Here is a 14,385-nt window from a genome sequence, read left to right as displayed (position 1 = left end):
TACCGTATTAATACTGCATAATCCTTAATCTTTCTGACTTAATATCAGCGCCAATATCTAACAGGTTAATTAAGGACCATCTATGAGTTTAATTAGCATGCCTTTCGTCGATACAGGATTTGACACTGGACTACACATAGTCGGCGCAGTGGTTCTGATCGGGACGATTGTTGGCGCTTTATATGCATTTTGGAAATTTCATGAGCTACCGATTCACCATGCTGATAAGAAGAAGCACGGTCAGATGGGGCTAGTCACCATACTCACCTGGATAGGTTTTATATGGCATTGGGTTTGGGTACTAGCCGTCATCGTTGCCTATGTAGATTCTGAAACCACTATTCGTAACGTCAGAAAAATCTGGAATGACACCACACCAAGTCGTCAGCAAGAGGAGCAGGAATCATGTTAGAGGGTTTAGCCGTCTGGGCCATTTTTATTTATTTGCTACGCTTGCTTGGGATTCCTTGGACAGCACCATTTAAAGGTTTTGCCTATGGTGGCGGGACGATATGGTTACTGTTTGTTTGGGTTGGGCTTATCACTTGGGCACCAATGGATCTTTCTGGAGGATCAGTTGTACAGTCGCCGCACATCCAACTACGTCCTGGCTCCACTCAGGTAACCGGTGAGATCACCAAGCTCTATATCAAACCGAATCAAGCAATTGAAAAAGGACAGTTAGTCTATGAGCTTGACCCTGCTCGTTATGAGATTGCGGTAGCACAAACTAAGGCTCAGTTTGAAGTGGCAAAAGCGTCACACGAAGCAGCACTACAAGACGTGAAGATTGCGACCACTAACTATAAGTCTTCTAAAGAAGACGTTGAGATCATTGAAAATCAGATTACTGCAAAACAGCAAAACCTGAAACTCAAGCAACGCACCTTAAAACGTTTTCTAGATCAAAATGCCAAGGTTAATAACTCTGTTACGGAATTAAACCTAGATCAGAAAAAGACTGAAATTAAAATTCTGCTCAGTGAAGTAGAAATTCTGAAAAGTCAGCATGACAAAGCGAAGATTACGAGCGAGAAAAATAAAAGTCAGATCGGAAAATCAAAGCTGGTTGTCGCCAGCAAATTAGCGGACTTAAGCAACAAAAAACAAGCTCTAAAGCAAGCTCAATGGAATCTAGAGCAAACCAAAATTTACGCTCCAGCAAATGGTTATGTCACTAACTTCATGGCGCGTGAAGGGCAGTTTGTCGGCGCCGTGCCTCGATTAAGCATGTACAGCGAAGAGAAATTTGTTCTTATGCGAATCAATCACCAAGCGTTTCGTAACGTAAAAGTTGGTCAGCAAGCTGAATTTGCTTCTGCGATTTATCCGGGCATGGTGTTCAGCGCTACAGTCGAAGGCATTGTAGAGGCAACCGGTGAGTCTCAAGGATCTTTGCTTGCAAAAGAGACCAACGTACGTGCCACTACGGGTAAGAACGTAATGAATAAACACCATTTCGTTCGATTAAAGATTCATGAGCCAGAAGGTTACGACATCCCTGTTGGGGCGGTTGGTCTAGCATGGGTCAACGCTGAAAAACCTATTCCATTTTTAAACTTTCTAAACGTTATTCGCGGCATCATCATCCGCATGAAATCGCAGATCTATTACTTGTATAGCATGTAAGTTAATCGCCTTTTGTTATTTCCCCGATACGCATCTCAAGTGCGTACTCGGGGCACTCTATTACCTAAAGAACCACTCATTATGAAAAAATCACTTATTGCACTTACCTTATTTTCAAACATAGCGAATGCCAGTGGCTTACTTATGCAAGAGGCTGTTACGGCTAATGCGGGTGCTGCAGGCGCAGGCGATGGTGTCTATACAGAATCCGTCGCTTCTGCTTGGACAAATCCAGCAACAATGTCGCATATGGGAAAGCAAAAGACCTCCATAAACCTAATGGCGCTCGACCTTAAGATGGATTATGTCGATAACAGCAATCCGCAAGGAAATGGCGATGCACACACTCAAATGCCCTCTTTAGGTATTTTCCACACAGTGCAACTGAATGAAGACGTACATCTAGGGCTAATATTTGGCTCTGTTGGTGGCACCATTGTTGAGTATGGAGATGAATGGCAAGGTGCACCTTACCTAGACAAGGCATTAGCATCAGCTATTCAATTTAATCCTAGCCTTAGTTTTAAAGTGACAGAAAAGGTGTCAGTCGGCATTGGCGCGCAGTTCAATTATGGCTTTTTTGAAGTAAAAACCTCCACCTTTGAAACTGATAGAGATGGTGATTTCGCGTTTGGCTTCAATGCTGGAGCCTTGTATAAAGAAGATCGTTGGGCTGTTGGTTTGAGCTATCGCTCAAAACTAGAACATGAATTTAATGTTGATGCCAATACGGTTAATCGCGAGAACATCCAAATTGGTACAGAGCTAATATTCCCAACTATCGTAGATGTCAGTGGTAGTTATGACATCACTAAACAATTCACTCTGCTTAGTAGTGTTCAGTGGCACAAATGGAGTGATTACGCTAACACCCCTATCTACAACGACACCATTAACAGCCGCCCTTACTTACCCCAAGGCATCACTCGTGGATGGGATGATGCATGGAAATTTGCTATCGGAGCTGATTACCAGATCACACCTAAATGGGCGGTGAAAACAGGCTTCTCTTATGAGACCTCTTTACAAGATGATCCCACTCAACAATGGGTTGATATGCCTGTTGGTGAGCAGTTCCGCTACTCTCTTGGTCTGAGCACCTACTGGGATACAACCCGAATTGACCTATTCTACGAATACGCCGATTTAGGCTCAGTTGACATTCAACGTGATGTTGTCGGAATTGTGGGTGCTTTCGAAGGACAAATTCACTTTGTTGGTGCCAACGTAACTTTCTAGTTCTCAGCTTTTGAGATGCCACTTACCGTGGCATCTCTCTCGTTTAAAAGCGGTAGTCAACACCAATAGACGCTGTGACTTCCTCTGAGGTTTCATCAATTGAATACGATTCATTTTGCACAGAAATCACATCATACTTGAGTTCAAAAAGTATGTTGAAGTCCTTATCGGCGACCTTGGTTTTAATGCCTTGTACCCACATAAGGTTGGCCATCTGCATATCAACGCCACTGTATGACGAGCCCAAGTTAATATTGAATACTGAGAAATGAGTATCGTTCCAAGGATGTAAGGCGTAGAGATTGACTGAACCTAAGTGAGACGTGTCACCATCAAGTAATGTCACAATATGATTAGGTGTAAGAGATGGGTAACCGCCCACTGGTGTCAGATGTGAGTTAAGCACTTCCGCCAAATCACCAGTTTGGAAGTCTACATAGGTATAATTTAACGATGGAAAAAACAGCGTGCCATCTCCACTCGATAACGGAAGCATGTAGCCACCCGTATACATATTGGCCACATCATCTAAGTGATAGATATCAACATAAGCACCGCCAAAACGGTCAAAGTGCGCCCCACGCAAACGTGCATTGTTCGAGTGTGTGTAGTATTCAGCAAAACCTACGGTTTGAGAGATATCGCTTGTTAAACCACTTGCGCCACCACCTGCAAGGAGCTTTATTTCACCTTTATCATCGGCGAGAACCGCAGCCCTTAATGAAGAGTTTCGCGGATCAGCATCATGATACTCACTTGCTGAATTATCGTCACTAGCGAAAGTTGGATTGATTGATAGAAGTAAACTAGCAGCAACTATTGTTAATTCTTTACGTTTGCAAACCATGAGAAGCCTTTAAATATTCATGTTTAGATAATAAGAAAATAATATCAAAACTGATTTTTCGGACTACTTATTCGATATATAAGCAATGCTTAAACATCTTAAATTAAGGTTAATAAAACTATGCACAGTAAATACCAAGACTCATTAAATCTTAATTATCTACGTGTATTTAATGCTCTGTATTTAACCAAAAGCACAAAGAAAGCAGCAAGTATGTTGGGTATATCACAGTCGGCAATCAGCCAAACGCTGTCAAAATTGCGCGATTACACCCAAGATAAACTGTTTTATGTTGTAGGCACCGAGTTGCAAACAACGCCAAGAGCCGACATCATCGGCCAAGATCTTAACAACCAAATACAACAGTTGGATGCAAAAATAACCCAGCATTTATTCTGCCAGCCTGAAACATACAGTGGCGAACTCACAATTGCGGTATCCAGTATCTTCCTTGAAGCCATTGCTTCCGAACTAACACGGATTGCCTCGGAAAAAGCGTTCCCAAACGCTAAGATCAACATAGTTAACTGGGGAGAAGACACAGCTACCGCCCTAGTTAACGGCACTGTTCATATGGGAATTAACTTTTTCCCTATCGAACTTCCTAAGACCATCAGAGCTGTCCGCCTCACATCCACAGCACCTGTCGTAATTGCACAAAAAGACCACCCATGGCTACAAACTGATCTTAGTGCGAGCGAGTTTATTCAATACCCTACCGCTGGGATATTGATGCCAGGGTTAAGCGACTTCAACGCGGTTTTGGAACGAAATAACCTAGAGTGGTTCAAGTTTAAGTATCGCTCGGAAAGCATGTCTGTACTCGCGAGCCTTACTCAATCCTCACAATTGTTAGCTGTTACAGAGGGGCTATCCGCATCTATGTGCAATGACAATTTTGCTTGCGTGCAGCCTTCATGGCTAGAAGAACTCACCAAAGAATCATTCAATCACGCCATCTATTACTTAGACAAAAATCACTCTAATCCATTATATAAGTACGCCACAAATTTTATTCACAATCTGCTTATGAATCGAATGGACAGTCTAAAAAATAGAATGATCACCGGAGTATAAATAAAATAGAAACGTATCAGTATAATTACTGTTTCTATTAAATACATATTGTTTAATACTCACCGCCTATATAAATACACATCAATAATGCTATGTCTTCTTGAATACACCAAGCGGGCAGGGTTGTCATGAGTATAAAAAACAAATATCTAAATGTTGTGTTCTAAAAAGAACATACAAAGAAACTGTTGCTCATTATCATCCTTGCCGAGTTTAGCTAATACCGAACCATAAAGAGTACATATGATGCATTCAGAACAGTTAGAAGATTTCGAATCGTTCCTATTCAAACAATGTGAAACCCTGACTAATACGCCGATAGATAAGTTTACTGAAACCCTGCATAAACTCATCGTTAGTACACTAGAGTGGTTCGAAATTGATCGTTTAACGATATTTCCTGGCTCAAACATCCTTTTTAGTGCAGGAAAGACACTTTCTGTTGCTCGTGACCATGTCGCACCACTGAATGTGTCGCAGTTTCAAGACCCAATTTATGCAGATTATTTTAAGCTATTGAAGTCAAAATCACCTTATCAACTGTTTAACCACAAAGAACTGGAGAGTCACAAATTTGATGTCCTCAGAGCTCTGGCAAAAAGTGGTGGTAAAGAACATGGCATGATCAAACTAGAGCTGTTTGGTGCTAGTTGGGGGGGGCTCTGCTTCACTCGGTTCGGTGAGCAGCCCGACAACAAAATGAATGCCGTACAGATGCAGCGTTTAAAAATGTTGGGCAATATCTGGCTTTGCTTTTGGCAGCACCTGAAGGTGTCAAAAAACCTCAATAGCGTAGGACACTCGTGCAGTGTGATCAGTGGTGTCACAGACAACGAAAAGCTATTGCGTCTAAGCGACAAACAAATCAATGTACTTAGCTTATTGGCAAAGGGTTATACCGCTAAAGAGTGTGGAGAGAAGCTGTTCTTGAGCTCAAGGACTATTGAGTCTCATAAGTATCGAATGATTGAGTTACTCGACCTATCGAACAATACAGAGCTCATTCAATTTGCTTTGCGCAATGACCTTGCAACCGCTTAAATATACAGACAAGGAACGTCTAATCTAGATTTTTTGTTGGGTTTTTCATCATCAAGTTCATTGGTGATAACAAAGTTGAAAGCGCCTCTATATCAAGAAGAAAGATCTTACCTCGCTGAATGTTGATTAGCCCTTTCTTTTCTAACCCTTTCAATACCTCATTCAACCTCGAACGTGAAAGACCGGTAATCGAACTCAGCTGTGTTTGTGAGGCATTAATGCTTTGAGTTGCTCCACCTATTTGGTTCTGCCGACTGTGCAATTCTAAAAGAACATACATTACCTTTTGCTCTTTTTGATGAATGGCAGACAACATCGCTTGCATGATAAACGACTGTGCGTGAATACCCGCATGAAACAGCCATTTATAGACAAGAGGTTCGCTCTTGGCCAGTTGCAGAATCTTTGCTTCAGGGAACAATAGGAAATGGATCTCCTCGATTTCCTCAGCTACCCCAAAAATCTTGCGCCCTGTGCCGACATTTAACGCACCAAACCAATCTTTAGTACCGACAACAGCGCCGAGTACACTCTTGCTATCGTTGGTGGAAAAACATAACCCACAAGACCCCTTGAGCACATAGTAAACACCGGGCAAAGTGCTATAGGACACAGTGAAAGGCAGTGCTTTGACACCTTGACACTGCACGGCCATAGCAAGCAGCTTTGCTTTCAACTCTTCAGGCAATTCACAAGGCCACGCTATATCTTCAACAGTCATCTTATGAGACAAGTAATTCTCTCCTTTAATACCAAATCCAATCAAATTGCAGGGGTAGTCAACGCTTTACTGCGGGATTCCGGTGAAGTCTCATCGACTATTTTTCGTTAACCATAGAACTAAAAAGAAACGCATCGAGAGCCATTCCTCATTTGCCTCTTTTCCATATCGAGTTTGTTGCAACTGAGCGATACGGCATTGTTTATCAGTCTTAGAACGACTAACTTGCAAGGAAAGCAGTCCCTTTCTATCCAAATAATAGCGATAAAGCAGACTTTCACATCTGGCGTGATCCTTCTGTTGTAAGGCAGAAAAATAGTACCAACTTAAAGGTAGCGCGCCATGAGCCTTTAACACTTGAAATCGATTATAGCCTAGCACAAGTATGATACTGATAAGGCTAGTAATTGTGCTGACCATCAGCAGAGTTAGCCAATGACTCATCAACCAAGATTTTAAGGTATGACGGACTGGAAAGGTACGACCATGCAGGGCTTTACTCGTCATATTTTGAGTCACAGGATCCCATATTAATAATTCAATATGAGGGATAACTACTTGGCCTGCCTCAGTTACTTGGTAAGTGAGCTTTTGAGTGCGATAGGCGGTATGTACTCCCCGATGAATCTTGTCATTTGACTGTAGAACATGTGAGTAGGCGTTGTAGGAGGCGGAGCTCTGTACATTGAGTTCTGGTAAAAGCATGACTGTTGTATCTAGCGCTTCAATGTTCACCGTTCGCTGAATCACATCCCCTATTGCAAGAAATTCGTCACTCACGCCCTTCTCAACCTCTTGCCGAGTACTTGTGACCTCCCACGTTTGGAAAACCTCAGTCTGTGGGCTAACTAGCCATGGGAGACTATCGTGCATTTGTGCCGAAGGTTGATGCGCCGTAAAGGTAAGCTCCTTGGTTACAAAGGTATTCGCTATCGCGCCTTTCACCTGATACTCGATAGTCATGTTTGGTATGACATAATCCCCCGCAGTTAAAGGATAGAGGACTATTTCCCAAGTTTGACTAGTGTACATCTGTCCTTGGTTTCTTACTGTAGAGTTCTCTGCAAATGCACTTTTACCCAATACGAGAGCATTAGGCACTTCGATATCATGTATCTGCGTACCTTTGATAAACCATGTATCCGTCATAATTTGCACCATCACGGTGACTTTTTGCCTAACGGATACAGGTTGGTCTTCAGCAATCCATGTTTTTACTATGACATTGGGGCGCTGACCATCTGCCACAGCAGTATGACTAAATCCGGTAACAAGACTAAACAGAATAGACAATATCAAGCATCTAGTTCGCATCTTCATTCCAGAACTCCTGCGTCGCTACTCCCCTCTCTAATTGAGTGGCAAATTTTGATGCCATAAAATTAGCAAGATCGCCTTGGACTCTTCTCATCCACCGCTCATGCACTTGAGGATCTGACAACAGTTCATCTGCCATCAGCTTTTTCTCTACCAATTGTTCTTGATCTACTTGCTGTTCTACGCCATCACTGGTTTTCGGTTGCTGCTCCAGTTCTCGGCTGTTTTGGCGTTCGGTGTTACCCGTCTGACTCTCAGTAAACTGATCAATCTGGACGATAATTCGCTTCATTAAATCAAGGTTATTCTTGGCATCCAAATTGTCAGGATATCGCTTTAGTATCTCTTCATACTGCCTGCGAGCGGCGACATACTCTCTTTGATGTGCCAATGAAGCGGCAAGCCCAAGATGACCAGGCAAAGTATCATCGAGTAGGTAATATTGCTGGGATTTTTTGTACTCTCCCCCGATATAAAAGCTATACGCCTTCCAATGGCTATCACTAAAAGTATTCCCTGCTTGTAGCGGCTCATCATGCTCAAATAACCAACGACCTTGCTGATCTTTTGTCAGAAAAACATCCATCATGTTCCACGAGTTTGCCTCTGCGGTGTTAGGCAAAATAATAGGAAGGATAATGAGCCCTCCCCATAACCACTGTACCAACCAACCTCTTCTAAACCACATCAAATAAGCCAGCAACACAGGCCAAATTAAATAATACCCAACATCAACCCAAGGCTGGGCTGAATCAGAGGTTAGAGACTGGTGTGTTTCAATGTATCGATTAATTTTCTGAAGATCTGAATTATCCACCTCCATCGACACATATCGACCATTAGCTGAAGATGCCACGTCTTTTAGCACTTTTTCATTGAGGGAAAACGGTCCATATTCACCTGTTCTGCCGACGCCGTACACAAGCAATTGGTGTGACGAAGATTGAAAATAGCGCCGGTAGGACTCTACTGCAGGTAAGTTCAAGTCATCAGTAACCAACAGCACTGTGCCACTTTGCGGTTGATCTTTTAATAGTTGATTGAATACAGGAATCGTATATTGGGCAAACTTCCCTTTTCTTGGCATCACCTCTAGCGAAGTCGAATCAAGAATAGGGGCAAACACTGAGCGGTCTTGAGTTAACGGTGAGGCTATATGTGCACTGCCTGAATAGATGACCAATGCGCTTGAACCTGTTGTTCTGTGCTCTTTCAATAACTGACGAATCTTCTGTTTTGCCATAAACAATCGACTAGGCGGAACATCTTTTTCCAACATGGTCTCAGAGACATCGAGTACTACGATTAATGGAGACGCATCTTCTGCAAACGGAGAAGCCTGACGATACCAAGTTGGGCCACTCACAATGATCACCGCTAATAAACCTATCACTGCTAGTAATTTCAAGGGTAGTTGACTCGTCCAGCGTTTTTTCTTGAGTAGCAGCGCATTGGCTAAATGTGGAGGTAAACGCTTTATCCAACGGCTTTGTTGATTATCACTATATAATTTAGAGATAACCAACACTGCAAATGGCACTATCAAACACAGAGCCCAAGGGCGTAGAAAGTGAAACTGAGATAAACCATCAAATACACTCATGGATTTACCTCTGACTTATCTTTAGTTGACCAAGTTTTTAGGCGATAGATACCCATCATCGCTATATGTTGTATCAACACTATCAACACCAGTAGGTAATGCAGTGAGGTCTTCGACTGATAACTAAAACTGTCAAATAACAGGGGTTCGAGTTTTGCGATCTGGGTATAAACCTGACTCAGCTCATCACGAGATGCCGCAAGGTAAGCTTGCCCTCCCGTGATATCAGCAATATTACGAATACGCTCCATATCTATTGCATTATCGCCTTCCGTTTTGGGGTCACCCATGACCGCAATATAAACGCGTACCTTTTTATACTCTGCCACTCTCGCCGCCTCCAATGGAGGCACTAAGCTATCAGTGTCATTTCCGTCCGTTAACACAATCATCACTCGCTGTTGATCATCGCTCGGTTGAGCGTCAAACACCTTAATGCCCAAGCCAATGGCATCCCCTAAGTGAGTACCCTGTCCTGCTTGCCCAATTTCTAACTCTCGTAATAACGATAACCACGCTTCATGATCGGAAGTAAACGGCGCTTGTAAGTATGCATTCTCTCCAAAGACAATCAGCCCTAGTCTGTCACCTTTGCGGTTTGCGGAGAATTCTTCTAATACACCCACAGCGGCCTGCCAACGACTGATTTTTTTGCCATTCGTATCTGCAAAGTCCATCGTCGACATAGAGCCTGATATATCGGTCACAACCAATAAATTCCGCCCCTCAAGCTCTCTTGTTTGAGGCTCACTAAGAATCACTGGATGAGCCGCAGCCACAACCAGTAACACCCAACTAATAGAAATTGACATTTTTTGCCACGGAGTGGGGTCAATTCTGGTGGCTCCAGAACCGACTTTTAAGCCCAGATGGCTGGCGAGATCAGCATAAAACGGTGCACTCAATGCAGGCAGATAGGTATTGTGAGCAGGAGCAAGTTTTACCACCAGCAGCGGAAGTGGGAGCAGCAATAACGCCCAAATAAAATCAAAGCTAAGCCCAGTATTCATTGGTGTGTTTCCAACCAAGTGTGAACCTGTTGATACAATGCCTTGAACTCTTGAACCGACCACTGATAGCGCCCTTTAGGTTCATACAAACTACTTACCCATTTAATCCCCAGATCTGAAGAAAACTGTGTTTTAGGGCTTTTGCTATCTAGAAACTCTAACCATTGAGTCCCCATAACATTTGCCGAGCTTAATCCAGCATATTGGGCAAAAACTACCTGGCGCAAAATACTGTTCAACGTTTTAGAGGCCTGAAAAAGGTCGGATTGTTCAACATGAGCTATCGCCTTCAATGCGTCACGCCTGTATTTGTTACGTCGATAATTCAGCCAGCTTTTGCAAAGAACATAAACGGTGAATAAACACACAACCATAAACAACAATTTCCAAGCTGTCGTTTGTGGGAACCAAGAAATTGCGCTTGGTGAAACTGGATCCACTAGATCTGCGAGTAGTAGATTATTTTTAGACATGCCTATCTTCCCGTTGCAAACTGCACAAACAATTCATCAAGGTGATTACCTGATGTTGTTAGCTGAACCAGTGGCAAATTAGATTGACGCAATGCTTTTGCGAGCACCTGCCTCTCTGCTTTTTTCTTGTCGTGAAAAAGGGATATAGCATGGCCATGCTGCTTATCGACTGACACTTGTCCCTGTTTGTTTCCGAATACCCATTTTTCTTCTACCGTGAAGGAGCGCTCCATTGGATCATGTATAGAAACCCCGACGATGTCATTTCTACGCCCCAACCGCTTAAGGCTGCTTTGCCAAAGATCAACATCACCAGAGAAATCACTAATCAGCACTATGGTCGCGCCCTTGATGTTTTGCTGATCAAGCCTTGATAACGATAAGAATATGTCTGTTTGTTTGGTACTTGACGATGTTGATGTATGGGCTAGATTATTGTTCATCTGCTCAAGCTCTCTTAAGATTGAACTGACATACCAAGGGCTTCGTTTTGGTGTAAACCAGCGCTCACTATCGCTGTCTAACAGCAAAGCTCCAACACGCTCACCATGCTTTACGGCGCTCCACATTAAAGTTGCAGCCACTTCTGCTGCCACTACAGACTTCATGGTATCTAAGGTCGCAAAAAACATAGACTGACGCTGGTCGATACAGATGATTACGGGCTTCTCTTTTTCTTCAGAGTAAAGTCGAACGTGAGGCTCACCCGTTCTTTGTGAGACGTTCCAATCGATAGCACGTACATCATCCCCAAGTTGATATTCACGAAATTCTTCGAAGGTCATTCCTCGGCCACGAAAAGCAGACACATTCTTGCCACTCAGTCGACTAAGCGGTTTGCGCATAGTCGGAATGTTCAAGCGTTTCCCTTGCTCGCGAAGCCCAATTAAGCGTTGATAGGATGTCACAATGCGCGCATCTAACATTTGTTGATTTGAGGTACTTTCCATGATCAATCAAGCCTTTACGTTAAATGAACATCACACAACAGGCGCTGCACAGCATCACGCTGTGTAACACCTCCTGAAATGGCCTCATAACTCAACATGACTCGATGACCAAGCACTGGCATCGCGACTAATCGCACATCGTCAGGAGTCACATAATCTCGACCTTCTAGCCAAGCATGTGCTCTGGCACACTTGTCCAGTGCAATTGATGCCCTAGGACTTGCGCCGACTTCTATCCAATCAGAACACACACCCTTGGTACGAGTCGCGACAACTAGGTCTGCTATGTATTGTTCTACCGCCTCAGAGACATGTATTTTTCTCACTGAAGCTTTCGCTTCAGATATCATTGAAGCATTCAAAGTAAGAGGTGAACGCTCGGTATTCATCTGCAACCTTGTGTTTAAAGCTTCTTCTCGCACTAAACGAATGATGGCCTTTTCCGCATCGACATCTGGATAGTCGACATCAACCTTCATTAAGAATCTGTCCATCTGGGCCTCGGGCAGAGGGTAAGTGCCCTCTTGCTCAACTGGGTTTTGAGTCGCCAAAACCATAAAGGGTTCTGGCAGCACCATAGATTCACCACCAGCAGAAACCGTGCCTTCAGCCATTGCCTCGAGCAATGCCGCTTGTACTTTTGCTGGAGCACGATTTATCTCATCAGCAAGCACCATGCAGTTAAAGATAGGGCCAGCTTGAAAGACTAGGTCGCCACTATGTTTATCAAAACTCTGGGAGCCAGTAATATCAGAAGGCAGCATATCGGGGGTAAACTGAATTCGACTGAATGCAAGGCCAAGGGCACTGGAAAGAGATTTGACCGCTCGTGTCTTAGCTGTGCCAGGTAACCCTTCAAGTAACACGTGTCCATCAGTGAGCAATGCGATGACCATAGCCTTAACCACATGCTCTTGACCGATAACCACTTCATTTAACTGCTCTATGAGCATCTTGATTTGTTGATTGCTTTGCATAATTGACTCAATCTTTCTTTAACTGTGACTGCGTTTTTTCTAAAAGCTCATTCGCCACTTGTTGTGATGTAACCCGTGAGAGTTCAGCTAAACACTCTTTTGCTGGGAGATTTTGCACAAGCATCACTTCACATTCTGCATATAAATACTGAGGACTCTTTGACTCTGCATAGAGCTTTTCAAAGATGTTTATCGATACTTGAGGGTGGTCATTTTGAATAGAAAGAGCGTAATCTAAAGCATAATGATCAATGCTAGGATCAAGCTGGTAAGCCATTTGATAAGCATGTGAAGAAGCCTCAAGTTCGCCATTTATCAGCAATACATTACCCAATTGGTGATAAAGAGTGGCCGAGTCGTCCACATGATCTAGGTTATCTTCGAGCAATAACTGAGCTTTCTTTGGTTTATGATTGGCGAGCAATACTTTGCTATACCCAAGCACGACTCTAACGTCCTTGCCCTGTTGATATAACTTGTTTAAGCGAGATTCGGCAGCATCAATATCACCCATATTTTGCTCTGCCCAGGCCGCGATGAGTTGTCCTTCAAGGTCATCTGGCAGATTCGACAAGTAACGTTCAGCAAAGGGAAAGAGCTTGTCGCGATAGACTTTGGTCATTTGAGACCATTGGGGAATCAAGACCATGACAGCCGTTGAGTTGACCAACTCGTCTGAGTCGTCCAGCAAAGGAGAAACAAGATCCCAACGAGCTGGGCCATTCCACTGTGCTGCAGCTTGAATCGCAGCTAATCGCATTAGCGGTTCGTGGTGACGCGACGCGCGCCCGATAGCAATAAGCGCATTAGGGCCGGAAAACTGCCCTAAAAGTCGTGTCGCTTCAGTTCGTGTAGCAAGATCTATAGATTCATTTTGCGATAAGCGAGCGAGAGACATTTCTTGATCGTCTAGTGACGAAGAATAAGCAGTTTGCATTGGCAATATAAAAGTAAGGCCAACAACACACAGACGTAATAGGTTAGTTCCCCACATAACGTTATAGTGCCTGCTCTGAAGAAGCGCTATCCACTTTTACCATTAGACTATGCAGAAAATAAACTTTGTCTGTAGGTGGCAGGCTATTGTCTTTAAGCCACAAATTAAGTGCGCTAAGCAAGGTCGTAGTTTGTGAGGTTTCATCAAGGTAACCCTGCTTCGCTAGCAACTGGGTAAGCTCATGCTCACCTGCCAATGGCATCTCCAAGGTTTTCATATCGGTACTTGCGACCATCAATAAAACTTTATGATTCGCTTCCGCAACCTTGTAGCGACTTTCCGCATCCTGAAATGGCTGTTTGCAATCCGCATGTTCCGCTCTTTGTTGACAAAAGTTGAACAAGATAGCGTACTCGGTGTAAGTATCTGACTTCTCTGAGAACGCGAGGTCTATGAAGTGATTCACCCTAACCTCTGGAAATAGCCCATCTACCTCAGAAGCAACACTGTTGAAGGCAAAAACAACACAAACCAACGCGATTTTATATAAATGTTTCATAATCT

General features: G+C 43.4%; 15 protein-coding genes. 5 read left to right on the top strand and 10 right to left on the bottom strand.

Annotation, left to right across the window (positions count from 1 at the left end):
• Positions 1-82 precede the first annotated feature (82 nt).
• The 3 genes from OCU46_RS17705 to OCU46_RS17695 all read left to right on the top strand — a co-directional run bounded on the left by OCU46_RS17705 (position 83) and on the right by OCU46_RS17695 (position 2,868).
• Positions 83-412: an MFS transporter gene (locus tag OCU46_RS17705; protein WP_141271522.1), complete on the top strand. Its 330-nt coding sequence runs from the start codon at positions 83-85 to the stop codon at positions 410-412.
• Entirely contained in the window at positions 406-1,629 is a 1,224-nt protein-coding gene (locus tag OCU46_RS17700; RefSeq protein WP_141271523.1) for an HlyD family secretion protein, read from the top strand. Before OCU46_RS17705 ends, OCU46_RS17700 begins: the two co-directional genes overlap by 7 nt.
• A gap of 81 nt (positions 1,630-1,710) precedes the next feature.
• On the top strand, positions 1,711-2,868 hold the full coding sequence (locus OCU46_RS17695; RefSeq protein ID WP_141271524.1) for an OmpP1/FadL family transporter: 1,158 nt from the start codon (positions 1,711-1,713) through the stop codon (positions 2,866-2,868).
• Positions 2,869-2,911: 43 nt separating this feature from the next.
• Here OCU46_RS17695 and OCU46_RS17690 read toward each other — a convergent pair whose 3' ends face one another.
• The gene (locus OCU46_RS17690; RefSeq protein ID WP_141271525.1) at positions 2,912-3,715 is read right to left on the bottom strand and encodes a hypothetical protein; all 804 of its coding nucleotides are present in this window, start codon (positions 3,713-3,715) and stop codon (positions 2,912-2,914) included.
• Positions 3,716-3,835: 120 nt separating this feature from the next.
• Between OCU46_RS17690 and OCU46_RS17685 the strand changes: the two genes are divergently transcribed.
• Both OCU46_RS17685 and OCU46_RS17680 read left to right on the top strand, forming a co-directional pair.
• Positions 3,836-4,792, top strand: a complete 957-nt coding sequence (locus tag OCU46_RS17685) for a LysR family transcriptional regulator (protein WP_141271526.1) — start codon at positions 3,836-3,838, stop codon at positions 4,790-4,792.
• A gap of 243 nt (positions 4,793-5,035) precedes the next feature.
• The gene (locus OCU46_RS17680; RefSeq protein WP_244311410.1) at positions 5,036-5,833 is read left to right on the top strand and encodes a helix-turn-helix domain-containing protein; all 798 of its coding nucleotides are present in this window, start codon (positions 5,036-5,038) and stop codon (positions 5,831-5,833) included.
• 19 nt (positions 5,834-5,852) lie between these two features.
• On the opposite strand, the gene OCU46_RS17675 is transcribed toward OCU46_RS17680, so the two are convergent.
• From OCU46_RS17675 to OCU46_RS17635, 9 genes are all read right to left on the bottom strand, one after another.
• Complete coding sequence (locus OCU46_RS17675; RefSeq protein ID WP_141271656.1) at positions 5,853-6,554, bottom strand: Crp/Fnr family transcriptional regulator; 702 nt, start codon at positions 6,552-6,554, stop codon at positions 5,853-5,855.
• Between the two features lie 90 nt (positions 6,555-6,644).
• A complete protein-coding gene (locus OCU46_RS17670; RefSeq protein WP_141271527.1) occupies positions 6,645-7,874 on the bottom strand; it encodes a BatD family protein in 1,230 nt (409 codons plus the stop codon).
• Positions 7,858-9,474, bottom strand: a complete 1,617-nt coding sequence (locus OCU46_RS17665; protein ID WP_141271528.1) for a vWA domain-containing protein — start codon at positions 9,472-9,474, stop codon at positions 7,858-7,860. The genes OCU46_RS17670 and OCU46_RS17665 overlap by 17 nt, the downstream gene beginning before the upstream one ends.
• Positions 9,471-10,484, bottom strand: a complete 1,014-nt coding sequence (locus tag OCU46_RS17660; RefSeq protein ID WP_141271529.1) for a VWA domain-containing protein — start codon at positions 10,482-10,484, stop codon at positions 9,471-9,473. Before OCU46_RS17660 ends, OCU46_RS17665 begins: the two co-directional genes overlap by 4 nt.
• Entirely contained in the window at positions 10,481-10,957 is a 477-nt protein-coding gene (locus OCU46_RS17655) for a DUF4381 domain-containing protein (protein WP_141271530.1), read from the bottom strand. The genes OCU46_RS17660 and OCU46_RS17655 overlap by 4 nt, the downstream gene beginning before the upstream one ends.
• Before the next feature lie 2 nt (positions 10,958-10,959).
• The gene (locus tag OCU46_RS17650; protein WP_141271531.1) at positions 10,960-11,907 is read right to left on the bottom strand and encodes a DUF58 domain-containing protein; all 948 of its coding nucleotides are present in this window, start codon (positions 11,905-11,907) and stop codon (positions 10,960-10,962) included.
• 14 nt (positions 11,908-11,921) lie between these two features.
• Positions 11,922-12,887: an AAA family ATPase gene (locus tag OCU46_RS17645; protein ID WP_141271532.1), complete on the bottom strand. Its 966-nt coding sequence runs from the start codon at positions 12,885-12,887 to the stop codon at positions 11,922-11,924.
• A gap of 4 nt (positions 12,888-12,891) precedes the next feature.
• Positions 12,892-13,878 carry a tetratricopeptide repeat protein gene (locus OCU46_RS17640; RefSeq protein ID WP_141271533.1) on the bottom strand — a complete coding sequence of 329 codons (987 nt, stop codon included), beginning with the start codon at positions 13,876-13,878 and terminating at the stop codon, positions 12,892-12,894.
• 4 nt (positions 13,879-13,882) lie between these two features.
• Positions 13,883-14,380, bottom strand: coding sequence for a hypothetical protein (locus OCU46_RS17635; protein WP_141271534.1), 498 nt, complete (start codon positions 14,378-14,380; stop codon positions 13,883-13,885).
• Positions 14,381-14,385 lie beyond the last annotated feature (5 nt).

This window comes from Vibrio comitans (genome assembly GCA_024346835.1).
GTDB lineage: Bacteria > Pseudomonadota > Gammaproteobacteria > Enterobacterales > Vibrionaceae > Vibrio > Vibrio comitans.
This window is presented reverse-complemented; position numbering and strand designations above follow the sequence as displayed.

Coding starts and splice junctions, on each gene's coding strand:
- OCU46_RS17705 (WP_141271522.1), top strand. CDS start 83: ATGAGTTTAATTAGCATGCCTTTCGTCGATACAGGATTTGACACTGGA.
- OCU46_RS17700 (WP_141271523.1), top strand. CDS start 406: ATGTTAGAGGGTTTAGCCGTCTGGGCCATTTTTATTTATTTGCTACGC.
- OCU46_RS17695 (WP_141271524.1), top strand. CDS start 1,711: ATGAAAAAATCACTTATTGCACTTACCTTATTTTCAAACATAGCGAAT.
- OCU46_RS17690 (WP_141271525.1), bottom strand. CDS start 3,715: ATGGTTTGCAAACGTAAAGAATTAACAATAGTTGCTGCTAGTTTACTT.
- OCU46_RS17685 (WP_141271526.1), top strand. CDS start 3,836: ATGCACAGTAAATACCAAGACTCATTAAATCTTAATTATCTACGTGTA.
- OCU46_RS17680 (WP_244311410.1), top strand. CDS start 5,036: ATGATGCATTCAGAACAGTTAGAAGATTTCGAATCGTTCCTATTCAAA.
- OCU46_RS17675 (WP_141271656.1), bottom strand. CDS start 6,554: ATGACTGTTGAAGATATAGCGTGGCCTTGTGAATTGCCTGAAGAGTTG.
- OCU46_RS17670 (WP_141271527.1), bottom strand. CDS start 7,874: ATGAAGATGCGAACTAGATGCTTGATATTGTCTATTCTGTTTAGTCTT.
- OCU46_RS17665 (WP_141271528.1), bottom strand. CDS start 9,474: ATGAGTGTATTTGATGGTTTATCTCAGTTTCACTTTCTACGCCCTTGG.
- OCU46_RS17660 (WP_141271529.1), bottom strand. CDS start 10,484: ATGAATACTGGGCTTAGCTTTGATTTTATTTGGGCGTTATTGCTGCTC.
- OCU46_RS17655 (WP_141271530.1), bottom strand. CDS start 10,957: ATGTCTAAAAATAATCTACTACTCGCAGATCTAGTGGATCCAGTTTCA.
- OCU46_RS17650 (WP_141271531.1), bottom strand. CDS start 11,907: ATGGAAAGTACCTCAAATCAACAAATGTTAGATGCGCGCATTGTGACA.
- OCU46_RS17640 (WP_141271533.1), bottom strand. CDS start 13,878: ATGTGGGGAACTAACCTATTACGTCTGTGTGTTGTTGGCCTTACTTTT.
- OCU46_RS17635 (WP_141271534.1), bottom strand. CDS start 14,380: ATGAAACATTTATATAAAATCGCGTTGGTTTGTGTTGTTTTTGCCTTC.